A 23,595-nucleotide genomic window follows, 5' to 3' on the forward strand; every position below is an offset into this window, starting at 1 on the left:
GAGGTTATTTGTCGCGTTCAATTATGTAACTTGCCAGCGCCTGGAGTGAGGTTGTGTTACAGGATTGCGCCGCCAGAACGTCTAATGCGCTGAGGGATTCCTGATAGAGATCCCGCGCCTTCTGCCGCGCGCCGTCAAGCCCCAGCAGAGCAGGGTAGGTACTTTTTCCCAGGTCCTGATCGGCCCCCTGACGTTTCCCAATGATGGCCGTATCACCGACCACATCCAGAATATCGTCCTGCACCTGAAACGCCAGGCCAATAGCGCTGGCATAGCGGTCAAGCGCTGGCAGCGCCTGGCGGCCACGCTCACCGGCCGCCAGTGCGCCGAGACGTACGGCTGAGCGAATGAGTGCGCCCGTCTTATGACGGTGTATTTGCTCCAGCGCTGCCAGATCTGTCTGCTGACCTTCAGCCGCTAAATCCAGCGCCTGGCCGCCGCACATACCGGCTACGCCGCTGGCGTGGGCAAGTTCTGAAATCATCGCAATCCTGTTTGCGTCAGGGACGCCCGGCATTGGCGTATCGGCAAGTATAGTAAAGGCCAGCGTTTGCAGGGCATCGCCCGCTAAAATAGCCGTGTCTTCACCAAATTTAATATGGCAGGTTGGCTGCCCACGGCGCAGGCTGTCGTCATCCATAGCGGGTAAGTCATCGTGAATCAGCGAATAGGCGTGGATGCACTCTATCGCCGCGGCAGGTGCGTCCAGCGCCTCACCGTTGGCCAGCAGCATTTCACCGGTGGCATACACCAGGAAAGGACGTATGCGCTTGCCGCCTAATAATGCACCATATTCCATGGCATTCACCAGAGGAGAACTCTGAAAGGGCAGCGGCGAAATAAAGCGCTGTAGCGCCTGGTTTACGCGTGCGTGGTGCGCCGTCAGGAGAGCAGCGAAATCCATCAGTCATTTTCCGGTGTGAAAGGCGTTAATTCGGCGTCCTTATCATCACTGAGCAGGATCTGCACGCGCTGTTCGGCCTGTTGCAGCGTTTGCTGCCCCGCGCGCGCCAGCTGGACGCCACGCTCGAATTCGGTCAGCGCCTCTTCCAGTGGAAGCTCACCGCTTTCAAGGCGTGAGACAATGTGTTCCAGCTGCGTAAGCGAGGTTTCAAAGCTGGCTGGCTGTTCGGCTTTTTTTGGCATAATGGCTTTCGACCCGGTCGTTTTGTTGACGTGGAAGTCGCTCATGTTAGCCGACTGGAAATGATTAGCAAAATAATGATCCTGTTAACGGATGAAGAAGCGGTCGGTCAACGGATGTGGTAGACTGCCGTCCTGGATGTAAAGGGCGCAAGCTGCTTTGCAATACGATGATTTTATCAGCTAAGTGCGTACGCTTTCAGCACTTAATTGCCCAACGAACCCATGCCGCCATGAAGTTTATCATTAAGCTGTTCCCCGAAATTACCATCAAAAGTCAGTCTGTTCGCCTGCGATTTATCAAAATTTTGACCACGAACATCCGTAACGTGCTGAAACAGAGCGATGAGACGCTTGCCGTCGTTCGCCACTGGGACCATATCGAGGTTCGCTCAAAGGATGAGAGCAAGCGCGCCGTCATTATTGATGAGCTGACGCGTATCCCCGGTATTCATCATGTTCTGTCGGTTGAAGATCGTCCCTGGACCGATATGCACCATATTTTCGAGCAGACGCTCGAGCTGAACCGTGAGCGGGTGGAGGGTAAGACCTTTGCCGTACGCGTTAAGCGTCGTGGCAAGCATGATTTCAGCTCCCAGGACGTTGAGCGCTACGTGGGCGGCGGTCTGAATCAGCACGTTGCCTCAGCGCAGGTGAAGCTTAACCATCCCCAGGTAACGGTCAATCTGGAAATCGAAGACGATCGCCTGATGCTGATCACCGCCCGGCATGAAGGTATCGGTGGCTTCCCGATTGGTACGCAGGAAGATGTACTGTCGCTGATCTCCGGTGGATTCGATTCCGGCGTATCCAGCTATATGCTGATGCGTCGCGGATGCCGCGTGCATTACTGCTTCTTTAATCTGGGCGGTGCAGCGCATGAAATTGGTGTCCGCCAGGTGGCGCACTATCTGTGGAACCGCTATGGTCGATCGCATAAGGTGCGCTTTGTCGCCATCAACTTTGAGCCGGTGGTGGGTGAAATCCTCGAAAAAGTTGAGGATGGTCAGATGGGCGTGGTGCTTAAGCGCATGATGGTTCGTGCGGCCTCTAAGATAGCGGAGCGTTATGACGTTCAGGCGCTGGTCACGGGTGAAGCGCTGGGCCAGGTGTCCAGCCAAACCCTGACTAATCTGCGGCTGATTGATAATGCTTCAGACACGCTGATCCTGCGGCCGCTGATTTCCCATGATAAGGAACACATCATCAATCTGGCCCGTGAAATTGGTACCGAGGATTTTGCCCGGACCATGCCGGAGTATTGTGGCGTCATTTCAAAAAGCCCGACGGTAAAAGCGGTGAAAGCAAAAATTGAAGCCGAAGAGCAAAATTTTGACTTCGCCCTCCTTGACAGGGTGGTGGCTGAAGCAACCAACGTTGATATCCGGCAAATTGCGGAAGAGACCCAGCAGGAAGTGGTAGACGTTGAAACCGTGATTTCCTTTGGCAACAATGATGTGGTGCTGGATATCCGCTCTCCCGACGAGCAGGACAGCCATCCCCTTATGCTGGAAGGCGCGGAGGTTAAATGCCTGCCGTTCTACAAACTCAGCACGCAGTTTGGCGATCTGGATCAGAGCAAAACCTGGCTTCTCTACTGCGATCGTGGCGTGATGAGCCGCCTGCAGGCGCTCTATCTGCACGAGCAGGGATTTACTAATGTGAAGGTTTACAGACCTTAACCACAAAACGCGGATGGCTGCATTATGCAGCCGTCCTGCGCCTGAAGCCTGGCTACCCTTCAATGGCCATATGACATTGTTCTCACCGCATCAGGGCGCCTGTTCTACTGTTTTGTCCCAGATTCTTTCACAGGCTGCGCCTCGTATAGCTGACTGGTCAGCATAGTTTGCCAGCGCTCTATTGCGCTCGACAGATTCTTCGAGCAGCTGGGCAAGCAAAAGGGAGGAGCGGGTCTCTGTCTGGCATTTTCCGGCAGCGGGAGCATTCTGGCGGGCATGACCGGCGATAAGCTGCTTACGTAGTTTACCGATGGTGTGCTGCAACTGCTCAGCAGAAGACTTAGCATTAGCGGTCTCAGCATGCGCCTGTTCAAGCTGTTTGCTGGCATTATCGTTTACCTGGCCGATGATAGTCTGACGGGCAAATTCCTTACTGCGCTCTGCCGCCTCTTGTTGTGCCCTGGCACGCCACTCTGCCAGATCCCTCTCGTGCCATTTACCCGTCCACTCCCTCTCTGAGGCACGAAACCCTGAGTAATAAATGCCCGCGCCAACGCCAAGGAATAATAAAATAATCGCTACAGGTTTCCAGTAATTAATGGCCAGGTTGATTGCTTTCATTATTGCCATTTTAAATCCCCTGGCTTAGCGATGCCGTCATTCACAATTTCCTGACAGCGTGCGCCACTCCGTTGATGAAGGTTTGCTGGCATGAAGACACTTTTATTATAACGATTCGTTGTCGAACCAGGGGCCTCTGGAATAATTATTTTTTAATGTAAAAAACACACTGTGTAATTTTTTAAAAACAATGCGTGTTTTTTTAATTAGGACGTTGACTAAAGAATAATAATGAATGGCCTTTTATTAAACTTTTTTTTTGCTGCGCCATGGTCCTGATTTCTGCAGGACCATGGCAGTGAACTCTCATCATGCCCGCATAAGTCCCCATACATTTAATGCTTTGATTTTAAGTGATTATATCACTATTAACTGGAACTAATAATTACCTTCCGCCACTTAATGCGGTTAAGAAGTGAACGTGTTTTTTTAAAAATTGATTTTTAGAAAATAGAAATTGATTCGTAAAAAAGCTGAAACTTACTTAATTATTCCTTATTTTTAATTGGCGAAGTAAATGATTTTCTTCTCAGAGTTTAGGATGAGTTTTTATTTAATTTTTAATTACTATAAATAAAACCCATTAGTGCCATGGGTTTCGAAATTTTTTTTGCATTGGATCTTATTATCTTTACCTTTTTGGACACGTGAAGAATGTTTTAGTTTAGAATTAATGGCTCTAACGATCAGGATTTTATCTGAATGGCATTTCTCCCTGAATAAAAGGACAGGCGCATGTTTATAAGTAAATCTATGCAGGTTTTTATCACATTATACAGGCAGAAAAACCTTAAGCAGGCGGCCGACCAGCTCTGCCTCACCGTACCGCCCGTCTCGCGTATGTTAAAAAATACCGAGGAGTGGCTTGGGGTTAAGTTATTTATAATCGAACGTAATAAAGCCATCCCCACGCCTGCGGCAGAAGCGCTTTATAAAAAACTGATGCCACACTATTCGCTGCTTAATGAGATACTGAATGATAACAAAAATCATCAGTTTACCATTTCATCATCGCTGACACATTCCTCCTTCTTCAGCTATGTCATGCAGCCCTTTATAAAAAAACTGTCCACTATGCCCAGGGTGAAATTTTCCAGTCGTATTTATCACGAGGATGATGTTTATGTTTCTTTCTGCCAGATGCAGAGTTCAGATGATTTTTTACTGCATCACTTCATTCTTCCCTGCGTCGTCTGCTGCACGCCTTCCGTGCGGGAAGGGTGGAAGCAGCTGGATTTAGTGGTGGATCATAGTTTGCTGGATACCGACGAGTTTCAGAACATCGTTCTTGTTCTGCGCAATGAGGGGTTTGAAGGTAAAATAAAACAGATTGATAATGCAGATCTTCAGCTCCTGCAGTTCAAACAGGGTGAGTGCATTATGCTGAATGTAAATGCCACGCATCCCGATGCAGAAACCATCCTGCCGTTTAACTTTTCACTCTCGCTTTATATTTATATTAATCAGGCCAGAAAAATGCCCAGTTCGGAACTTATGCTGGATTACCTATCCCATGAGATCGTAGGGCTTTAAGGTTTATCAATGGTCATTTCTTAAAGAAACTACAGAGTGATAAAAATGAAAAGACCAGGTTAAGCACCGCGAAATGGGCTATTACTCTACCTTTTTATCAACCGCAGCTTAGCGGTTGATGTCATCTGGGGCGATTCAGGTTGGCAATGCCTCAGGGCGAGGCTGTTATTTTCAGGACGCTTATTACGCCTCTTTCACCTTGCCTGTTTCCCGGCCAGCTAACCCTGGCCTTACTCTGACAGCGTGACTTCACCTCAAAGCTTAGGCTTCCCAGTCGCGGTAGTCGTAAATGCCAGCGGCCAGCACCAGTTGTCCAGCCACCTCCTGTGCCTTATCCTTACCGACCAGCAGGTCAATAAGCTTCAACGCAAAATCTATCGTGGTACCCGGCCCCTGGCTGGTCAGTAAATTAACTCGCGGGTCCCAGACAACGCGTTTATCCACCCATTTCTCTTCAGGGATAGTTGCCTTCAGACCCGGCGAGCCAGTCATATTACCCACCGGAAACAGATTGTGGGGAATCAGTACGGTGCCGGGCGCCGCGCAAATGGCGGCAACAATGCGCCCGGAAAGATGAAACTGACGAACGGTTTCGACCACCAGGGGACTGTCGCGAAACGCTTCAGCACCCCGCAGGCCGCCTGGCAGAACGACAGCGGCGAAATCGTTGTCAGCAACCTCTACTAAGGGGGCATCGGCCAGTAGTCGCACTCCGCGGGAGCAGACGATTTCTTTGCTCCCCTCGTCCGTGACGCTGGCAGTGGTGACGCTAATCCCGCCGCGTACCAGTAAATCAATGGTGGTAACAGCTTCAGTTTCCTCACTGCCAGGTGCCAGGCAGACCAGTACCGATACGTTCGTGGTCATAATTTTGCTCCTTTCGTTTCACTATTTCATAAAGTCGGCTGTTTTGTGGCGTAGACAGGCCCTGTGCACGTGCGCGACGGATAATGTAACCGGTAATGTATTCAATCTCAGTACGGCGTTCGGCCCGGATATCCTGTAGCATGGAACAGGTATTTGCTGCCGTGCTGTGAATCACATCCATCACCACGGCGAGCAGCGACGCTGTCGAGGTGTGCTGGCCTTCACGCTCCATGACCATGGCTAATTCATCGCAGAGGACGGTAATTTCGTCACCATAGTTTACCAGCTCACCGTTGGTACAGTCGTACAGTACAGCCAGCGGGTTGATCACGCAGTTGACCGCCAGCTTTTGCCAGGCGGCAGAGGCCACGTTATTGTGCCAGGCAACGTCGGGCAGGGCATGATGTAGCATCTCGGCAAGGCCGCTAAACTCTGCCGCTTCGGGAGACGTGGGGCCAATATGCGTCACCCCGGAAGCCACGTGAATCACTCTGCTGCCGTCACGTTTGGCTGCGTGAGTCGTTACTCCCCGCAGGAGCGGTTGTCGTAGCGCACTGAGCTCTTCCAGCGTGCCCATGCCATTATGCAGCAGCAGGATTGGGCACGATCCCCGTAGCGCAGGCTGTAAATTTTTAACCGCTTCTGAAACCTGCCAGGCTTTAAGCGTAACCAGCAGCAGACTGCTTTCTGACAGAAACGCGGCGTCGTTAGCAAGGTAGCGTTTACCGATCGTCTCCCCTGCAAGCGTAACAACGTCAACAGAACAGTGAGACTGCGGCACACGCAGCCATCCCTGCACCTCATGTCCCTGCTGGTCGAGGGCTGCAAGCCAGATCTGCCCTAACGCGCCGCACCCCAATACGGTTATTTTCATTAATCCTCCCCGCCTGCGGATGGTATTCAGTGATGCTGGGTTATGGTAGTCAGCCAGCCAGGCCAAAAATTACCACCAGGCACACTGCGTGTAACTCCCCCTGGTATAGCTTTCGACAGCGGTGGTTTTTTTACCGTGGCGAAGTGGGTATTATGCACGTCACTTTAGATTCAGGAGAATACATCATGCCATCTTTCGATATCGTTTCAGAAATTGACATGCAGGAAGTCCGTAATGCCGTTGAGAATGCTAACCGTGAGATCTCAACGCGCTTTGATTTCCGCAATGTCACGGCCAGCTACGAGCTTAACGAGAAAAACGAGTCCATTAAGGTGCTGAGCGAATCTGACTTTCAGGTTAAACAGCTGGTGGATATCCTGCGCGAGAAATTATTAAAGCGCGGTATTGAAGGTGCAGCGCTGGAGGTGCCAGAAGAAATTGAGCACAGCGGCAAAAGCTGGACCGTCGAGGCCAAAATGAAGCAGGGCATTCCGACAGACGTGGCGAAGAAGCTTGTTAAGCTGATTAAAGACAGCAAGATAAAGGTGCAGTCGCAGATTCAGGGAGAAGAAGTGCGGGTTAACGGCAAATCTCGCGACGATCTGCAAAGTGCGATGGCGTTGGTTCGTGGGGGGAATTTAGGTCAGCCCTTCCAGTTTAAAAACTTCCGCGACTAAACCTTCGTGGAGCGCCTATGCGGAGAATCGCTCTCCGCATAGGATATTCATTTTACAGCAGCAAACCCTTCAGGCCGAGGCGACCAGGGCTTCAAGCTCCACGCGGCTGGTCACTTTACTGTCAATTTTCACGTAGGCACTTTTCTCCTCCGGAACAATAAACACCGCCGCGACGCCGGGCTGGGCCTTTAAGCGTTTTTCCAGCTTTGCGCTGTCCTGATGATGATCGCCCAGCATAATGCGCAGGCTACTGACATAGGGTGGCTCTTTCATCGTACAGCTGACTAACAGCCAGACTGCCGCCACCATCGCGCCGACAAGAAACACCGTCTGGGCATCAAAATGGCCAAACAGCCAGCCACCCAGGCTACCGCCGATGGCAACGCCGATAAACTGGCTGGTTGAATACAGCCCCATCGCCGTGCCTTTATAGCCAGGGGGGGACTCTTTGCTGACCAGCGAGGGGAGGATAGCTTCCATCAGATTGAATCCGATAAAGAACAGCTGTACGCCGACCACCAGGGTCCAGAAATGCGCACCGGCACCCCACAGCACAATTTCGGCAATCAGCATCAGCGCGATACAGCAGATAAATACCCGCTTCATACGGCGCTTCACTTCGGCATAAATAATAAAAGGAATAACGCTGCAAAAGGCGATCAACATTGTCACCAGGTAGACTTTCCAGTGCTGTTCAGCAGGGAATCCTGCCTGCTCAAACTCGCCCGGCAGCGCGACAAAGCTCGACATCAGCAGGATATGCAGACACAAAATGCCAAAGTTAAGCTTGACCAGCCGACCGTTGGATAACACATCACGAAAGCTCCCCTTAACCATCCCCGACTCACGGTTGAGAATATGCACCGGGGTGGAAGGGACCACCAGCAGGGTGATGATAATGCCGCCCGTAGCCAGCAGGGCAATCATCCAGAACAGCGCATGCAGACCCAGCGCGTGCGTAATAATGGGCCCCAGCACCATCGCAATGGCGAAGGTCACACCGAAGCTGATGCCAATAAACGCCATCGCCTTGGTCCGGTTTTGTTCACGGGTGAGGTCAGAGAGTAACGCCATCACCGCTGCGGCAATCGCCCCCGAACCCTGTAGCGCACGCCCCAGGATAATGCCCCAGATGGACGTGGTGCAGGCGGCAATCACGCTACCGAGGACAAATATCAGCAATCCGCCGACAATTAACGGTTTGCGGCCGATGCGATCGGACAGCAGTCCGAAGGGGATTTGAAAAATGGCCTGAGCCAGACCGTAGATACCGATAGCGAGTCCAATCAGTGCCTCGCTTGCTCCCTGGAGTGCCATCCCGTACGTGGTCAGAACGGGTAACACCATAAACATTCCCAGCATTCGCAGGGAAAATACCGTGCCTAAACCCCATGTCGCGCGCAGCTCGACTGGAGTCATTTTATTATCGTTCATTACTACCTCAGTTTATCTGGTCGACATATTTTAGGCGGCGGGGCAGGGCGGGTAAAACGATACTTCATGCGAAGTCGTAACAAAAAGAAAGGGCGTGCGATACCCTGGGTAGTTAGCGCTGTAGCTGCTACAGCGCCAGTTACTTCAGGTATCGTCACGCCCCTGACGATCGGAGTAGTGTTACCAGACGTATGTCAGCAGATCCTTGGAAGCCGGCGTCATGAAGTCGACCGACATCATCACGCTAAGTGCTGTAATCGCCACGATGGAGAAGACAAACAGCTTACGCGCCCAGACGCGATCGTTCTGCGTCTTGTAGCCTGAAAGTGCCATCCCCAACCACCACACGCTTACGGCAGCAGCCACAACCAGATATTTGTAGCCTGCATAGCCCACCAGCGTCAGCATCAGCGTGGCAACCATAAAGGCGATGATGTACACCGTAATATGGTTTTTTGCCACAGAGATACCTTTTACCACCGGCAGAACCGGGATATTCGCTGCCTGGTAATCTTTAAAGCGGAAGATGGCAATCGCATAGGAGTGCGGCATCTGCCACAGGCTAAAGATAGCCAGTAGGATCAGCGCGCCTGCATCAAAATGGCTGGTTACCGCGCAGTAGCCAATGACCGGTGGCGCGGCGCCAGAGAGACTGCCAATTAAGGTGCCATAGACGGATTTGCGCTTCATATACAGGCTATAGACGCCGACATAAACCACAAAGCCCATCACCGCCAGCCACATGGCCAGCGGGTTTGCTCCGAAATACAGCAACGCGAATCCAGCAATACCCAGAACGGTTGCATAAACCAGAGAGACAGTCGGAGAAATGAGGCCTTTAACCAGCACTCGATTTCTGGTTCTCTCCATTTTTACGTCGATGTCACGGTCGATAAAGTTGTTGTAAACACAACCCGATGCGACCACCAGCGAGACGCCGACTAAGGTGGAGAGAAACAGGGCATAGTCGATGCTGCCTTTAGAGGCCAGCAGGAATCCCCCGATGACAGAAATTAAATTCCCGAAAATAATTCCTGGTTTCGTTACTTGCAGGTATTGCTTAATCATCACAGGCAGCTCTTTAGTGGACCATCATGTTGTAATTGAGGTTCCACATAATCCATATAGAGCCCACTACAACAATTAGAATGATGACGGCGGAAAAGATAATCGCCACCAGATTCCAACGCTGATCGGTAGAGGTGCTGAGGTGCAGGAAGTAATAGAGATGCACCAGCACCTGAATGACTGCGGTGACAATCACAACGGCGAGAATAGTCGATTTAGCCGCGCCGCCGTGCATCACCATCCAGAAAGGAATGGCAGTCAGGATGATCGACAGAACAAAGCCGATCATGTAGGTCTTCACGCTACCGTGGGAGGTACCATGATCGGTTAATGTCTTACTCATTACATGGCCCCCAGCAGATAAACGATGGTGAATACACAAATCCAGACCACGTCAAGGAAGTGCCAGAACATGCTCAGGCACATCACACGGGTATGGTTAGTGGATGTCAGGCCCTTAGTGGCAACCTGATACATCAGCACCAGCATCCAGATCAAACCAGACGTCACGTGCAGACCGTGAGTCCCGACCAGCGTAAAGAATGCTGACAGGAAGCCACTGCGCTGCGGACCGAAACCTTCGGTGATCAGATGATGGAACTCATAGATTTCCATTGAGATAAAGCCCGCACCCAGCAGGAAGGTCAGCGCCAGCCAACCTAAAACGGTGGCTTTGGTGCCTTTTTCCATGCTGATAACGGCAAACCCGTAAGTAATGGAGCTGAACAGCAGCAGTGCTGTCTCGCCCAGTACGAAGGGTAACTCAAAGATATCTTTCCCTGCCGGGCCACCAGCCGTGCTGTTGACCATAACTGCATAGGTCGCAAACAGCGTTGCGAAGATAATGCAGTCACTCATCAGGTAGATCCAGAAGCCAAAGAGTTTATTGGCTCCTGCATCGTGATGCCCATGCTCCGCATGGGCGTCGTGGTGTTTAGTCAGAGTTTCAGTCGACATTTTTCAGACCTGCTTTGCTAATTTCGTCAAAGTGCTGATTCTCGATTTTTTCGATCTCGGCAACGGGAACGTAGTAATCCACGTCTTCGTCAAAGCTTTTGATGATCCAGGTTAAGATCATACCGAGGAACGATAAACCTACCAGCCACCAGATGTGCCAGATAGCGGAGAAACCAAACACCAGGCTGAATGCACCGATTACCACGCCAGCACCGCTGTTTTTCGGCATGTGGATTTCAGTGTAGTGAGCAGGCTGTTTATACGCTTCACCTTTTTCCTTCATTTCCCAGAACGCATCACGCTCATGGACAACAGGCACTTCGGCAAAGTTATAGAACGGTGGTGGTGAAGACGTTGACCATTCCAGCGTACGCGCACCCCATGGATCGCCAGTCAGGTCACGGTTCTGTTCACGGTCACGGACCGATACCCAGAACTGAGTTACCTGGCAGATCACGCCACAGGCAATCAGGGCAGCACCGAAGGCAGCAACGACCAGCAGTGAGTGGAAGCGTGGATCAATGTCCTGAGACAGACGACGCGTCATACCCATGAAGCCCAGTGCGTACAGCGGCATAAAGGCAACGAAGAAACCGATAATCCAGAACCAGAATGCACGGATACCCCATTTTTCGTTCAGGGTAAAGCCGAAGGCTTTCGGGAACCAGTAGGTCACACCTGCGAAGCAACCAAATACCACACCACCGATAATCACGTTATGGAAGTGAGCAATCAGGAACAGGCTGTTGTGCAGCACGAAGTCTGCGCCCGGCACCGCCAGCAGAACACCGGTCATACCGCCTACGGAGAAGGTGACCAGGAAGCCAACGGTCCACAACATAGCAGAGTGCATCTGAATGCGGCCCTGGTACATGGTGAATAGCCAGTTAAAGATTTTAACACCGGTCGGAATGGCGATAATCATCGTCATAATACCGAAGAAGGCGTTAACGTTCGCACCGGCACCCATGGTGAAGAAGTGGTGCAGCCACACGACAAAGGAGAGGATGGTGATAACAATCGTCGCCCAAACCAGTGAGGTGTAACCAAACAGACGCTTTTTAGAGAAGGTTGCGACCACTTCGGAGAACACACCAAAGACCGGCAGAACCAGGATGTACACTTCCGGATGACCCCAAACCCAAATCAGGTTGACGTACATCATCATGTTGCCGCCCATTTCATTGGTAAAGAAATGGAAGCCCAGGTAGCGATCCAGCGTCAGCAGCGCCAGCGTCACGGTAAGAACCGGGAAGGAGACGATGATCAGAACGTTAGTACAAAGCGACGCCCAGGTGAAAACCGGCATCTTGAACATGGTCATGCCAGGAGCACGCATTTTCAGGATAGTAACGAAGAAGTTAATCCCGGTTAATGTCGTACCAATCCCCGACAGCTGCAGACTCCATATCCAGTAGTCAACGCCGACCCCCGGACTGTATTCCGCGCCAGAGAGCGGCGGATAAGCCAGCCAGCCGGTCTGAGCAAATTCGCCCACACCCAGTGACAGGTTAACCAGCACCACACCCACAGCCGTGAACCAGAAGCTCAGGTTGTTCAGGAAAGGGAAGGCCACGTCGCGTGCACCAATCTGAAGCGGAACAGCAATGTTCATCAGACCGATAACAAACGGCATCGCTACGAAGAAGATCATGATCACGCCGTGGGCGGTGAAGATCTGATCGTAGTGATGGGGTGGCAGGAATCCGGCTTCACCTGCCGAGGCCAGCACCTGCTGGCTACGCATCATCACCGCATCGGCAAAGCCGCGCAGCAGCATAACGAATGCCACGATGATGTACATGATACCGAGTTTTTTATGGTCAACAGAAGTTAACCATTCGGACCACAGGTACTGCCACTTACCGAAGTAAGTGATTGCACCTGCAACGGCCAGACCACCAAGAATGATGGCGGCCACCGTAATCACGATAATCGGCTCGTGATACGGTACTGCATCAAGGGTTAATTTTCCCAACATCGTATTATTCCTCGGCTCCCGCGTGTGAGGCTTCGCTCATGTCCATACCTTCGTGTTCAGGCATGGCCATTTTCCCGTGGTTCATCTTGAATTTGCCAATAATCTGCTTGAACAATTCAGGATTTGCCGTCGAGAAGAACTCAACCGGATGATTTTCGCTTGGCGCAGCCAGTTTGTCGAAATCGTCCATCGTCATCAGGGTGTTTGGTGACTGTTTGGCTTTCGCTACCCACTGATCAAATGTTGCATTGTCAGGGGTGGCGATCGCTTTGAACTTCATACCAGAGAAGCCGCGACCACTGAAGTTAGAGGAGATACCGTCAAACGTGCCGGGTTCATTCGCAATCAGATGTAATTTAGTCTGCATGCCCGCCATAGCGTAAATCTGGCTACCGAGGGTAGGAATGAAGAAGGAGTTCATAACGGAGTTAGATGTAATCTTAAAGCTCACAGGGGTGTTTGCCGGGAAGGCAATCTGGTTAACTGTTGCAATACCCTGTTCCGGGTAGATAAACAGCCATTTCCAGTCCAATGCAACCACATCGATCTCCACAGGCTTCACGTTAGAAACCAGCGGCTTACTTGGGTCAAGTGCATGGGTGGATTTCCACGTCAGCACGCCAAGGAAGACGATAATCAAAATGGGAATAGTCCAAACCACGGCTTCCACTTTATTCGAGTGTGACCAGTTAGGGCTGTATTTTGCATTGGTATTGGATGCCCGATATTTCCAGGCGAACACCACGGCCATTAAGACTGCTGGGATAACGACGATCATCATCAAGCCGAAAGCTGTCAGAATCAGCGAACGCTGGTCCATTGCAATCTGTCCTTTGGGATTCAACAATGCACTATCACAGCCACTTAACAATAAAGTGCCTGCAAACAGTGACAAAATCCCCAAACTTTTATTGTATTTCCTGAGTCTCATTTAACGACCTCAATGACAAGGGCTCTATTGTCGTTTAAGTGTGGCGGCATTTTACGGGAAGGTTTCAGTACTGTAAACCAGCAACATGTTGTGTCAGCGCCGTGTTGACACCATTTGCAAAGACTGTCACATATGTTGCCAAGGGTGACAAAATATTAAGGATAGCAGGGGTTTGCCGCTAATATAACAAAAATAGGTGGAAAATTTGTAAGGGGAAAGCGCATTGCTATAAATAGCGAGTTTATGACTCAAGTATTTAACATTCCGGCATCATTTTATTGATGTTATTAGGGCGATAATAATTACGCACCGTTTTTTAATATCGGTCAATAAAGGCGCTTAACGATGAGAATATTTTATGAAACTTATTAAAATCTGCCGGAAGCGTAGCCGCAAGGATGTTAAAAAAAAGGAGGCTTCTGAAGAAGCCTTCAGGATAAATCGGCACCACATATCCCGCGAATTTTAACACTTCTCACCGCTAAAGGCAGCGGCCACGTCCCGGGCAATAATTATCCCAGCGGGTAACTTTTACGCATGGCGATGAAGTCCAGCAGGCTTCCAGCCACCACGCCCAGCAGAGCGAAGGTCAGCCCGGCGATAAACAGCGTATTGATGACGGTACCCGCGTCAGCGAGGCCCGTTGACCTTAACGCCAGCAGCAGCAGCCAGGTGGCAATAAGCACCGCGCCCATCATCAATCCCCTTAGCGCCCAGCGGTATCCTTGTTTAAAGCGTACGCGTGGCAAAAACGTCTGATAATTTTGCGCATGTTCCAGCGTTTTACGGCAGCCCGCCAGCAGCAGCAGCCCCGGCAAGCCAGCAACGACGGAGAATGCGTAAAACGTGGGCCATCCCCAGGCTTCGACAAACCATCCCGCGACCGGGCCGACGTAGACCCGACCCACGGCAGACAGCGCCGAAAGCAGGGCAAACTGGGTGGCTGAAAACGATTTATTGCACAGCGTCATCAGCAGCGCCACGAAAGCAGCGGTGCCCATTCCCCCACAGATGTTCTCAACAAAGACGGCGGCGGCCATGCTATAGAGGTGTTTATCGGTTACCGACAGCGCCCAGTATGCGAGGTTGGAAACGGCCTGAAGGATGCCAAACAGCATCAGAGCACGGAAAAGGCTCAGTCGCTGCATCAGCATGCCGCCATAGAGTGCGCCGATAATGGTGGCGAGCAGACCGAGCGTTTTATTTACCAGCCCAACGTCGCCCGCATCGAATCCAACGCCGCGGATGAGGAAAATGGTGGTCAGGCTGGCGGCAAAGGCATCGCCAAGCTTATAAAGTACGATCAGTGAGAGGATAAGCCAGGCGTTATTCCGGTTAAAAAAGTCGCGCAGCGGGGCCACTACCGCCTCCTCAAGCGTATGCGGCCGGGCAATAATATCCGTTGGCTCCTTTGCTAACAGCGTGGCGATAACCCCGGGGATCATCATTGCCGCCATCAGCCACCAGATCGCCTGCCACCCCAGAAACCTGTCTGCCAGCCATAGCGCCAGCCCGCCCGAAACCAACATTGCCAGCCGATAGCCCAGAACGCTAATGGCCGCGCCGCTGCCGCGCTCGGTGGACGGCAGCACGTCCGTTTTCCACGCATCAAACACGATATCCTGGGACGCGGAGCAAAAAGCCACCACCACCGCCAGGGCGGCAAGCAGGGTGAGGTCGCGCGACGGCTGCATAAACCCCATTAGCGCAATGCCGAGGATTAACAGCAGCTGCGTGAGCAGCAGCCAGCCGCGACGGCGGCCCAGAAAAGAGGGGGTATAGCGGTCCATCAGCGGGGACCAGAGGAATTTAAAAACGTAAGCCTGACCTACCAGCGAAAAGAAACCGATGGTTTTAATATCGACGTTCTCAACGGCCATCCAGGCCTGAAGCGTACCTGAGGTGAGCGCCAGCGGCAGGCCGGATGAAAACCCCAGCAGCAGCAGAAGCGCCGCATTACGCTGAGTGAAAATTTGCAGATATTGGCTGGACATACAAACCTTAAAACGACGCCCGCCGGTTAACCGACGGGCTGAGGCAAATTAATGAGCGTTCTGCTTAATAAACTCGTGGATGCTGGTGTCCTGAGCCATATCGCCAATAACGTCACTTAGCGTCGCGTTGACCGCTTTGGTAATTTTGTCATTGGTTGCGTTGAACGCACCTTCAACGCTGTAGGTCTGGCGATAATTTTTCACCTGCTTGCTGCCATTTTTGGCGGTGGCGATAATGGAGATATCTGCTTTGGTGGTAATGCTGTAGCGCACGCTGCCCTGGGTAACATCGGCATAGAGGTTATTCACGACAATTTGCAGATCAACCGCGCCGTTTGGACCAATCATATAGCCCCGGGCGCCCATCTGTTTCTCCAGCACTTCCTGCAGCAGGAAGCGCAGGTCGCGGGACGGGGTCAGCGTGACCAGCTGGCCATCACGGTTAACTTTTGCCAGCGCCTGATCGGTACGCTGGTCTGCGCCGTTAATACTGAGGGTGATCCCTGTCAGGCTGGGATCCTGCTGCGGCAGCTGAATTTTTGGGGAAACGTCAAGCGTCGTGCTGGTCGTTGCACAGCCAGCCAGAATCAACACGGCCATGAGAGGTAAAATTAATTTTTTTAACATGCTTATTATCTCGTTAACGTGAGGTGTGTAGTGCCGACAAAACTGCGCTCATCATAACATCGCCTGTGGCAAGAGGAAGTCCTGATAGCGCGTAAATTCATCGTGTTGCAGTTTTATCATGCTACCGAACGGTCTCGCTTTTCGGCTTACCGATTATGACCTTTTTAATTGCCCGCGGTTGCAGTCCCCCAGCAGAAAATGCAAAGTAGCCCCGGCAGGCGCCGTGATAATTTATTTCCCCTTATCGGCAAAGGAAAAAACCAGCTAATATTTAAACAGATGGGGCGAACAGGCGGTCGAGGAGCGTGGTTATGATCCGTGAACAGATAGAAGCAAAATTAAGAGCGGCGTTTACACCCGTACATCTGGAAGTTCATGACGAAAGCTATCGTCATAACGTGCCTGCCGGTGCAGAAAGCCACTTTAAAGTTGTGATCGTCAGCGACAGCTTTGTCAGTCAGCGCTTCCTGGCGCGTCATCGTGCCATCTACAGCGAACTGGCCGATGAGCTGGCGGGCAGCGTTCATGCCCTGGCGTTACACACCTACACGATTAAAGAGTGGGAAGGGCTACAGGATGCCGTTCCGTCCTCTCCTAACTGTCGGGGGGCGGGTACGCTGGCCTGATTGTAACCTGTTTTATTTGAGCGGCCTGCGGGCCGCTTTGTTGTTTATGCCCTAAAAGAGTGAACCTGACGACGCTTTTGGCGAATTACTGGCAAAAAGGACATAAGTTAAGGGGCGGCAACGCGGTGTAGCCTCGACTCGCTTTAATGTTACCGCTATAATGCTGCGTCTATTTTTCCTGAATGTCTTCGGGACGCTTCTGGCGAAAGGGAATGCGGTTCTGCCATCAGAGGCCGTCCCGGTTCTTAGAGCTCTCCTCGTTTCTTGCGGAGCGGGGTAGGTCTGAAGTTGACCGAGCACGTGATTTTTTGAGGTAACAAGATGCAAGTTTCAGTAGAAACAACTCAGGGCCTGGGCCGTCGCGTAACGATTACCGTAGATAAAGATGTGATCGAGAATGCGGTAAAAAGCGAACTGCTGAGCGTAGCGAAAAAAGTGCGCATTGACGGTTTCCGCAAAGGGAAAGTGCCAATGACGGTGGTTGCACAGCGTTACGGTGCTTCCGTTCGCCAGGACGTTCTGGGCGATCTGATGCAGCGCAACTTTGTTGACGCCATCATTAAAGAGAAGATCAATCCGGCTGGCGCACCTAACTACGTGCCGGGCGAGTACAAAATGGGCGAAGACTTCACGTTTACCGTAGAGTTTGAAGTCTATCCGGAAGTTGAGCTGAAAGGGCTGGACGCAATCGAAGTTGAAAAACCGGTTGTCGAAGTCACTGACGCAGACGTTGATACCATGCTGGATACCCTGCGCAAGCAGCAGGCAACATGGAAAGAGACCGATCGCGCTGCTGAAGCTAACGACCGCGCCACTATCGACTTTAGCGGCTCCGTTGACGGTGAAGAGTTTGAAGGCGGTAAAGCCTCTGACTTCGTTCTGGCGATGGGCCAGGGCCGTATGATCCCAGGCTTTGAAGAGGGCGTTGTAGGCCACAAAGCGGGTGAAACCTTCACTATCGACGTAAACTTCCCGGAAGATTACCATGCTGAAAACCTGAAAGGGAAAGCAGCGAAGTTTGAAATCGTGTTGAAGAAAGTGGAAGAGAGCGAACTGCCAGAATTCACCGAAGAATTCATCAAGCGCTTTGGCGTGGAAGATGGCAGCGTAGATGGCCTGCGTGCTGAAGTGCGTAAAAACATGGAGCGTGAGCTGAAAGGCGCCGTGCGTAACCGTGTTAAAACTCAGGCTATCGACGGTCTGGTGAGCGCGAACGACATCGACGTGCCGGCTGCACTGATCGACGGTGAAATCGATGTGCTTAAGCGTCAGGCTGCACAGCGTTTTGGCGGTGATGAGAAGCAAGCGCTTGAACTGCCTCGCGAACTGTTTGAAGAGCAGGCAAAACGTCGCGTTGTCGTCGGACTGCTGCTGGGTGAAGTCATTCGCACTCACGAGCTGAAAGCAGACGAAGACCGCGTTAAGGCGCTGATCGAAGAGATGGCTTCTGCCTACGAAGATCCGTCTGAAGTTGTTGAGTTCTACAGCAAAAACAATGAGCTGATGAACAACATGCGCAACGTTGCACTGGAAGAGCAGGCGGTGGAAGCCGTGCTGGAAAAAGCCAAAGTGACCGAGAAAGCCACTAACTTCCAGGAACTGATGAACCAGACCCAACCGGCCTGATTGATCTGATTCTGACGAGTTAATCAAAGCCCGCGGTCACTGTGACCGCGGGCTTTTTGCTTTTTATCCCTCGGGCCGATGTGCCTTAATGTGTTTATTCGCCCATTGAAGCGGTAAATTTTCGACTAAGCTACTTTTCCAGGTTAGCAGTTGAAAAAAACGTTGTTATGCTTGAATCAGCGGGGCACGATCCCCAAATAGAAAGCTGTAGCAATATTTGCGCGTGGCAGGGTGAGTCCCGAAGGACATCGGGAGAGGGGTGGGAAACGTAGTGTTCCGAACCACTCTCAAGTAGAATTGGTACAAAGTATTGCCAAACGAAATTTATCAGGAGACGGTAATGTCCTACAGTGGCGAACGTGAACAAACGGCACCTCATATGGCTCTGGTGCCGATGGTGGTCGAACAAACCTCTCGCGGAGAGCGTTCTTACGACATTTTTTCTCGTCTGCTCAAGGAACGTATTATCTTCCTGACGGGGCAGGTTGAGGACCATATGGCGAACCTGATCGTCGCACAGATGCTTTTTCTGGAAGCTGAAAATCCGGAAAAAGACATCCACCTTTATATCAACTCTCCTGGTGGCGTGATTACTGCAGGGATGTCTATCTACGACACGATGAAATTCATCAAGCCTGACGTCAGCACCATCTGTATGGGTCAGGCGTGTTCGATGGGGGCTTTCCTGCTTACCGCCGGTGCGAAGGGCAAACGTTACTGTCTGCCTAATTCACGGGTAATGATCCACCAGCCTCTGGGCGGTTACCAGGGACAGGCGTCGGACATTGAGATCCACGCGCGTGAAATTCTTAAGGTGAAGCAGCGTATGAATGAGCTGATGGCCGAGCATACGGGCAAAACTCTTGAAGAAATAGAGAGAGACACCGAGCGCGACCGTTTCCTCTCCGCGAGCGAAGCTGTAGAGTATGGTCTGGTTGATTCCATCCTGACGCATCGTACTTAAGCTCAGCGCCCGCGTCGTCTATAGTTAGTAAGGGTATGAGTGATATATCAGGGTGCCGCCGGGCGGCGCCTTTACCGCAACCGAGTGCGGGCGAAGATAATAGAAGAGGTAACTGATGACAGATAAGCGCAAAGACGGTTCAGGAAAGCTGCTGTACTGCTCTTTCTGTGGCAAAAGCCAGCATGAAGTGCGCAAGCTGATTGCCGGCCCGTCAGTGTATGTCTGCGATGAGTGTGTCGATTTGTGTAACGACATCATCCGTGAAGAGATTAAAGAAGTATCACCGCATCGCGAGCGCAGTGCGCTCCCCACGCCGCATGAAATTCGCCATCACCTTGATGACTATGTTATCGGTCAGGAACGGGCGAAGAAAGTGTTGGCCGTAGCGGTCTACAACCACTATAAGCGTCTGCGAAATGGCGACACCAGCAACGGTATTGAGCTGGGTAAAAGTAACATTCTGCTGATTGGCCCAACCGGTAGCGGCAAAACGCTGCTGGCAGAAACCCTGGCTCGTCTGCTGGATGTTCCCTTCACCATGGCGGATGCCACCACGCTAACCGAAGCGGGTTACGTAGGTGAAGACGTTGAGAACATCATCCAGAAGCTGCTGCAAAAATGTGACTATGACGTGCAGAAGGCGCAGCGCGGGATCGTTTACATCGATGAAATTGATAAAATTTCCCGCAAATCGGATAACCCTTCTATCACCCGTGACGTGTCGGGTGAAGGTGTACAGCAGGCGCTGCTCAAGCTGATTGAGGGCACCGTTGCGGCCGTGCCACCTCAGGGTGGGCGTAAGCATCCTCAGCAGGAATTCTTGCAGGTTGATACCTCTAAAATCCTGTTTATCTGCGGCGGCGCGTTTGCCGGCCTGGATAAGGTCATTTCCCAGCGTGTTGAAACCGGGTCAGGTATTGGTTTTGGCGCCACGGTGAAAGGCAAGGCGCAGAAAGCGACCGAAGGGGAACTGCTGGCGCAGGTTGAACCGGAAGATTTGATCAAGTTTGGTCTGATCCCGGAGTTCATCGGTCGTCTGCCCGTGGTGGCAACGCTGAATGAGCTGAGTGAAGAGGCGCTGATTCAGATCCTGCGTGAGCCGAAAAATGCGCTGACTAAACAGTATCAGGCATTGTTCAACCTGGAAGGCGTTGAGCTGGAATTCCGGGATGAAGCGTTAACCGCAATCGCCAAAAAAGCGATGTCGCGCAAAACCGGCGCGCGTGGTCTGCGTTCCATTGTTGAGGGCGCGTTACTCAATACCATGTACGACCTGCCTTCACTGGATGATGTGGAAAAAGTCGTGGTGGATGATTCGGTGATTGAAAATCAAACTGACCCGATGCTCATCTATGTTAAACCTGAAGCTCAGCAGGCTTCCGGTGAATAAATAACCGCATCTTTCCAGCGAGTTACCTTAAAAAAGGGGGAATTATTCCCCCTTTTGCTTTTCTCTTGCACATATCATTGAATGTCCCGTATTCATCCCCATATACTCAACTACCTGTGGGTAAAACTGCACTTTAATGGTCTGTTGCGGTTCCCATCACCCTGGCGGAAATTAAACTAAGAGAGAGCTCTATGAATCCTGAGCGTTCTGAACGCATTGAAATCCCTGTGTTGCCGTTGCGTGACGTAGTGGTTTATCCGCACATGGTAATTCCGTTGTTTGTCGGTCGTGAGAAATCGATTCGCTGCCTTGAAGCCGCTATGGATCATGATAAAAAAATCATGCTGGTCGCTCAGAAAGAAGCTTCAACGGATGAACCTGACATTAACGATCTCTTCTCAGTAGGGACCGTCGCCTCCATTCTGCAAATGCTGAAGCTGCCTGACGGCACCGTTAAAGTGCTGGTTGAAGGCTTACAGCGTGCGCACATTACGACGCTTGGCGATAATGGCGATCATTTTACGGCCCAGGCTGAATATCTTGCTTCGCCTGAGATTGATGAGCGTGAGCAGGAAGTGCTGGTGCGTACCGCTATCAGCCAGTTTGAAGGCTATATCAAGCTGAATAAGAAAATCCCACCGGAAGTTCTGACCTCGTTAAACAGCATTGAAGATGCTGCACGCCTGGCAGATACGGTGGCAGCGCATATGCCGCTTAAGCTTGCGGATAAGCAGTCCGTGCTGGAAATGTCCGACGTGAATGAACGTCTGGAATATCTGATGGCGATGATGGAGTCGGAAATCGACCTGTTACAGGTTGAAAAGCGCATTCGTAATCGTGTCAAAAAACAGATGGAAAAAAGCCAGCGCGAGTACTATCTGAATGAGCAGATGAAGGCTATTCAGAAAGAACTGGGCGAAATGGATGATGCGCCGGATGAAAATGAGGCGCTGAAGCGTAAAATCGACGCGGCTAAAATGCCGAAAGAAGCGCGCGAAAAAACCGAAGCCGAGCTGCAAAAGCTGAAAATGATGTCCCCGATGTCGGCTGAAGCGACCGTGGTTCGCGGCTATATCGACTGGATGGTCCAGGTTCCGTGGAACGCTCGTAGCAAGGTGAAAAAAGACCTGCTGAAAGCGCAGGAAACCCTGGATACCGATCACTTCGGACTGGAGCGGGTCAAGGATCGTATTCTTGAGTATTTAGCGGTACAGAGTCGCGTCAGCAAAATCAAAGGCCCGATTTTGTGCCTGGTTGGACCTCCGGGCGTGGGTAAAACCTCGCTGGGCCAGTCTATTGCTAAAGCCACCGGACGCAAATATGTCCGTATGGCGCTGGGCGGCGTGCGTGACGAGGCGGAAATTCGCGGTCATCGCCGAACCTATATTGGCTCTATGCCCGGCAAACTGATTCAAAAAATGGCCAAGGTTGGGGTGAAGAACCCGCTGTTCCTGCTGGATGAGATCGACAAAATGTCTTCGGACATGCGCGGCGATCCTGCATCAGCGCTGCTGGAAGTGCTCGATCCGGAACAGAACATTGCCTTCAACGATCACTATCTGGAAGTGGATTACGATCTGTCAGATGTGATGTTCGTGGCAACGTCCAACTCGATGAATATCCCGGCACCGCTGCTGGATCGAATGGAAGTGATTCGTCTGTCCGGCTATACCGAAGATGAAAAGCTCAATATCGCTAAACAGCATTTGCTGTCGAAGCAGATTGAACGTAACGCGCTGAAAAGCAGCGAAATCACCGTCGATGATAGCGCGATTGTGGGCATTATCCGTTATTACACCCGCGAAGCCGGCGTGCGTAGCCTTGAGCGTGAGCTGTCTAAACTGTGCCGTAAGGCGGTGAAGACGCTGCTGATGGACAAAACCGTCAAGCATATCGAAATTAACGCTGATAACCTGAAGGATTTCCTTGGGGTGCAGCGCTTCGATTACGGTCGCGCCGACAGTGAAAATCGCGTAGGTCAGGTGACCGGTCTGGCATGGACGGAAGTGGGTGGCGATCTGCTGACCATCGAAACGGCCTGCGTACCGGGGAAAGGTAAGCTGAGCTATACCGGTTCGCTGGGCGAGGTGATGCAGGAGTCGATTCAGGCTGCACTGACCGTAGTGCGTGCGCGTGCCGAAAAGCTGGGGATCAACGGGGACTTCTACGAAAAACGTGATATTCACGTTCACGTACCCGAAGGTGCCACGCCGAAGGATGGCCCGAGTGCGGGTATAGCGATGTGTACCGCGCTGGTCTCCTGCCTGACGGGTAATCCGGTTCGTGCGGACGTTGCGATGACAGGAGAAATTACCCTGCGTGGCCAGGTTCTGCCAATAGGCGGTCTGAAGGAAAAACTGCTGGCTGCCCATCGCGGTGGTATTAAAACGGTCCTGATCCCTGACGAAAATAAGCGTGATTTGGAAGAGATCCCTGATAACGTCATCGCCGATCTCGACATTCATCCGGTTAAGCGTATTGAAGAAGTCTTAACGCTGGCCCTTGTCAATGCGCCTTACGGCATGCAGGTAGCCACGGCTAAATGATGATTTAAGACAAAAACAGGACGAAACAAGGGCTGGCAGGCAAATTGGGGCTTG

General features: G+C 51.7%; 21 protein-coding genes. 8 read left to right on the forward strand and 13 right to left on the reverse strand.

Annotation, left to right across the window (positions count from 1 at the left end; genetic code table 11):
- Positions 1 to 4: 4 nt before the first annotated feature.
- Both ispA and xseB read right to left on the reverse strand, forming a co-directional pair.
- Positions 5 to 904 (reverse strand): (2E,6E)-farnesyl diphosphate synthase, encoded by a 900-nt coding sequence (gene ispA, locus AAGR22_RS06160; RefSeq protein ID WP_067705227.1) that lies wholly within the window; start codon positions 902 to 904, stop codon positions 5 to 7.
- Entirely contained in the window at positions 904 to 1,146 is a 243-nt protein-coding gene (gene xseB, locus AAGR22_RS06165) for an exodeoxyribonuclease VII small subunit (protein WP_067705568.1), read from the reverse strand. The genes ispA and xseB overlap by 1 nt, the downstream gene beginning before the upstream one ends.
- Positions 1,147 to 1,376: 230 nt before the next feature.
- On the opposite strand from xseB, the gene thiI reads away from it, so the two are divergent.
- Positions 1,377 to 2,825, forward strand: coding sequence for a tRNA uracil 4-sulfurtransferase ThiI (gene thiI / locus AAGR22_RS06170; protein WP_345830934.1), 1,449 nt, complete (start codon positions 1,377 to 1,379; stop codon positions 2,823 to 2,825).
- A gap of 90 nt (positions 2,826 to 2,915) precedes the next feature.
- On the opposite strand, the gene AAGR22_RS06175 is transcribed toward thiI, so the two are convergent.
- Entirely contained in the window at positions 2,916 to 3,455 is a 540-nt protein-coding gene (locus tag AAGR22_RS06175) for a DUF2514 family protein (protein ID WP_345830936.1), read from the reverse strand.
- 726 nt (positions 3,456 to 4,181) lie between these two features.
- Between AAGR22_RS06175 and AAGR22_RS06180 the strand changes: the two genes are divergently transcribed.
- Entirely contained in the window at positions 4,182 to 4,979 is a 798-nt protein-coding gene (locus AAGR22_RS06180; RefSeq protein WP_067705231.1) for a LysR family transcriptional regulator, read from the forward strand.
- Between the two features lie 261 nt (positions 4,980 to 5,240).
- On the opposite strand, the gene yajL is transcribed toward AAGR22_RS06180, so the two are convergent.
- Both yajL and panE read right to left on the reverse strand, forming a co-directional pair.
- The gene (gene yajL, locus AAGR22_RS06185) at positions 5,241 to 5,846 is read right to left on the reverse strand and encodes a protein deglycase YajL (protein WP_345830939.1); all 606 of its coding nucleotides are present in this window, start codon (positions 5,844 to 5,846) and stop codon (positions 5,241 to 5,243) included.
- Positions 5,800 to 6,720, reverse strand: coding sequence for a 2-dehydropantoate 2-reductase (gene panE / locus AAGR22_RS06190; protein WP_345830940.1), 921 nt, complete (start codon positions 6,718 to 6,720; stop codon positions 5,800 to 5,802). The genes yajL and panE overlap by 47 nt, the downstream gene beginning before the upstream one ends.
- A gap of 185 nt (positions 6,721 to 6,905) precedes the next feature.
- On the opposite strand from panE, the gene AAGR22_RS06195 reads away from it, so the two are divergent.
- Positions 6,906 to 7,397: a YajQ family cyclic di-GMP-binding protein gene (locus AAGR22_RS06195; protein WP_067705237.1), complete on the forward strand. Its 492-nt coding sequence runs from the start codon at positions 6,906 to 6,908 to the stop codon at positions 7,395 to 7,397.
- Positions 7,398 to 7,466: 69 nt separating this feature from the next.
- Here AAGR22_RS06195 and AAGR22_RS06200 read toward each other — a convergent pair whose 3' ends face one another.
- The 8 genes from AAGR22_RS06200 to AAGR22_RS06235 form a co-directional block, all read right to left on the reverse strand.
- Positions 7,467 to 8,831: an MFS transporter gene (locus AAGR22_RS06200; RefSeq protein ID WP_345830941.1), complete on the reverse strand. Its 1,365-nt coding sequence runs from the start codon at positions 8,829 to 8,831 to the stop codon at positions 7,467 to 7,469.
- A 180-nt stretch (positions 8,832 to 9,011) separates the two neighbouring features.
- The gene (cyoE, locus tag AAGR22_RS06205; RefSeq protein WP_067705241.1) at positions 9,012 to 9,899 is read right to left on the reverse strand and encodes a heme o synthase; all 888 of its coding nucleotides are present in this window, start codon (positions 9,897 to 9,899) and stop codon (positions 9,012 to 9,014) included.
- Positions 9,900 to 9,912: 13 nt separating this feature from the next.
- Positions 9,913 to 10,242 (reverse strand): cytochrome o ubiquinol oxidase subunit IV, encoded by a 330-nt coding sequence (locus AAGR22_RS06210; protein ID WP_067705243.1) that lies wholly within the window; start codon positions 10,240 to 10,242, stop codon positions 9,913 to 9,915.
- Complete coding sequence (locus AAGR22_RS06215; RefSeq protein ID WP_067705245.1) at positions 10,242 to 10,856, reverse strand: cytochrome o ubiquinol oxidase subunit III; 615 nt, start codon at positions 10,854 to 10,856, stop codon at positions 10,242 to 10,244. Before AAGR22_RS06215 ends, AAGR22_RS06210 begins: the two co-directional genes overlap by 1 nt.
- The gene (cyoB, locus tag AAGR22_RS06220) at positions 10,846 to 12,837 is read right to left on the reverse strand and encodes a cytochrome o ubiquinol oxidase subunit I (RefSeq protein ID WP_067705247.1); all 1,992 of its coding nucleotides are present in this window, start codon (positions 12,835 to 12,837) and stop codon (positions 10,846 to 10,848) included. The genes AAGR22_RS06215 and cyoB overlap by 11 nt, the downstream gene beginning before the upstream one ends.
- Positions 12,838 to 12,841: 4 nt before the next feature.
- Complete coding sequence (cyoA, locus tag AAGR22_RS06225) at positions 12,842 to 13,768, reverse strand: cytochrome o ubiquinol oxidase subunit II (protein WP_345830942.1); 927 nt, start codon at positions 13,766 to 13,768, stop codon at positions 12,842 to 12,844.
- A 512-nt stretch (positions 13,769 to 14,280) separates the two neighbouring features.
- On the reverse strand, positions 14,281 to 15,762 hold the full coding sequence (ampG, locus tag AAGR22_RS06230; protein ID WP_345830943.1) for a muropeptide MFS transporter AmpG: 1,482 nt from the start codon (positions 15,760 to 15,762) through the stop codon (positions 14,281 to 14,283).
- 48 nt (positions 15,763 to 15,810) lie between these two features.
- On the reverse strand, positions 15,811 to 16,389 hold the full coding sequence (locus tag AAGR22_RS06235; RefSeq protein WP_067705253.1) for a lipoprotein: 579 nt from the start codon (positions 16,387 to 16,389) through the stop codon (positions 15,811 to 15,813).
- Positions 16,390 to 16,700: 311 nt separating this feature from the next.
- Between AAGR22_RS06235 and bolA the strand changes: the two genes are divergently transcribed.
- The 5 genes from bolA (at position 16,701) to lon (ending at position 23,541) form a co-directional block, all read left to right on the forward strand.
- Complete coding sequence (gene bolA / locus AAGR22_RS06240) at positions 16,701 to 17,015, forward strand: transcriptional regulator BolA (protein WP_067705256.1); 315 nt, start codon at positions 16,701 to 16,703, stop codon at positions 17,013 to 17,015.
- 321 nt (positions 17,016 to 17,336) lie between these two features.
- A complete protein-coding gene (gene tig / locus AAGR22_RS06245; protein ID WP_067705258.1) occupies positions 17,337 to 18,641 on the forward strand; it encodes a trigger factor in 1,305 nt (434 codons plus the stop codon).
- A 340-nt stretch (positions 18,642 to 18,981) separates the two neighbouring features.
- Positions 18,982 to 19,605, forward strand: a complete 624-nt coding sequence (gene clpP / locus AAGR22_RS06250) for an ATP-dependent Clp endopeptidase proteolytic subunit ClpP (RefSeq protein WP_067705260.1) — start codon at positions 18,982 to 18,984, stop codon at positions 19,603 to 19,605.
- A gap of 115 nt (positions 19,606 to 19,720) precedes the next feature.
- Positions 19,721 to 20,995, forward strand: coding sequence for an ATP-dependent protease ATP-binding subunit ClpX (gene clpX / locus AAGR22_RS06255; protein ID WP_067705262.1), 1,275 nt, complete (start codon positions 19,721 to 19,723; stop codon positions 20,993 to 20,995).
- A 191-nt stretch (positions 20,996 to 21,186) separates the two neighbouring features.
- Positions 21,187 to 23,541 (forward strand): endopeptidase La, encoded by a 2,355-nt coding sequence (lon, locus tag AAGR22_RS06260; RefSeq protein WP_067705264.1) that lies wholly within the window; start codon positions 21,187 to 21,189, stop codon positions 23,539 to 23,541.
- Positions 23,542 to 23,595 lie beyond the last annotated feature (54 nt).

Source organism: Erwinia sp. HDF1-3R, from assembly GCF_039621855.1.
Classification (GTDB): Bacteria; Pseudomonadota; Gammaproteobacteria; order Enterobacterales; family Enterobacteriaceae; genus Erwinia.

Excerpts from the sequence above, each read along its gene's own strand:
- ispA (WP_067705227.1), bottom strand. The coding sequence starts at position 904 with ATGGATTTCGCTGCTCTCCTGACGGCGCACCACGCACGCGTAAACCAG.
- xseB (WP_067705568.1), bottom strand. The coding sequence starts at position 1,146 with ATGCCAAAAAAAGCCGAACAGCCAGCCAGCTTTGAAACCTCGCTTACG.
- thiI (WP_345830934.1), top strand. The coding sequence starts at position 1,377 with ATGAAGTTTATCATTAAGCTGTTCCCCGAAATTACCATCAAAAGTCAG.
- AAGR22_RS06175 (WP_345830936.1), bottom strand. The coding sequence starts at position 3,455 with ATGGCAATAATGAAAGCAATCAACCTGGCCATTAATTACTGGAAACCT.
- AAGR22_RS06180 (WP_067705231.1), top strand. The coding sequence starts at position 4,182 with ATGTTTATAAGTAAATCTATGCAGGTTTTTATCACATTATACAGGCAG.
- yajL (WP_345830939.1), bottom strand. The coding sequence starts at position 5,846 with ATGACCACGAACGTATCGGTACTGGTCTGCCTGGCACCTGGCAGTGAG.
- panE (WP_345830940.1), bottom strand. The coding sequence starts at position 6,720 with ATGAAAATAACCGTATTGGGGTGCGGCGCGTTAGGGCAGATCTGGCTT.
- AAGR22_RS06195 (WP_067705237.1), top strand. The coding sequence starts at position 6,906 with ATGCCATCTTTCGATATCGTTTCAGAAATTGACATGCAGGAAGTCCGT.
- AAGR22_RS06200 (WP_345830941.1), bottom strand. The coding sequence starts at position 8,831 with ATGAACGATAATAAAATGACTCCAGTCGAGCTGCGCGCGACATGGGGT.
- cyoE (WP_067705241.1), bottom strand. The coding sequence starts at position 9,899 with ATGATTAAGCAATACCTGCAAGTAACGAAACCAGGAATTATTTTCGGG.
- AAGR22_RS06210 (WP_067705243.1), bottom strand. The coding sequence starts at position 10,242 with ATGAGTAAGACATTAACCGATCATGGTACCTCCCACGGTAGCGTGAAG.
- AAGR22_RS06215 (WP_067705245.1), bottom strand. The coding sequence starts at position 10,856 with ATGTCGACTGAAACTCTGACTAAACACCACGACGCCCATGCGGAGCAT.
- cyoB (WP_067705247.1), bottom strand. The coding sequence starts at position 12,837 with ATGTTGGGAAAATTAACCCTTGATGCAGTACCGTATCACGAGCCGATT.
- cyoA (WP_345830942.1), bottom strand. The coding sequence starts at position 13,768 with ATGAGACTCAGGAAATACAATAAAAGTTTGGGGATTTTGTCACTGTTT.
- ampG (WP_345830943.1), bottom strand. The coding sequence starts at position 15,762 with ATGTCCAGCCAATATCTGCAAATTTTCACTCAGCGTAATGCGGCGCTT.
- AAGR22_RS06235 (WP_067705253.1), bottom strand. The coding sequence starts at position 16,389 with ATGTTAAAAAAATTAATTTTACCTCTCATGGCCGTGTTGATTCTGGCT.
- bolA (WP_067705256.1), top strand. The coding sequence starts at position 16,701 with ATGATCCGTGAACAGATAGAAGCAAAATTAAGAGCGGCGTTTACACCC.
- tig (WP_067705258.1), top strand. The coding sequence starts at position 17,337 with ATGCAAGTTTCAGTAGAAACAACTCAGGGCCTGGGCCGTCGCGTAACG.
- clpP (WP_067705260.1), top strand. The coding sequence starts at position 18,982 with ATGTCCTACAGTGGCGAACGTGAACAAACGGCACCTCATATGGCTCTG.
- clpX (WP_067705262.1), top strand. The coding sequence starts at position 19,721 with ATGACAGATAAGCGCAAAGACGGTTCAGGAAAGCTGCTGTACTGCTCT.
- lon (WP_067705264.1), top strand. The coding sequence starts at position 21,187 with ATGAATCCTGAGCGTTCTGAACGCATTGAAATCCCTGTGTTGCCGTTG.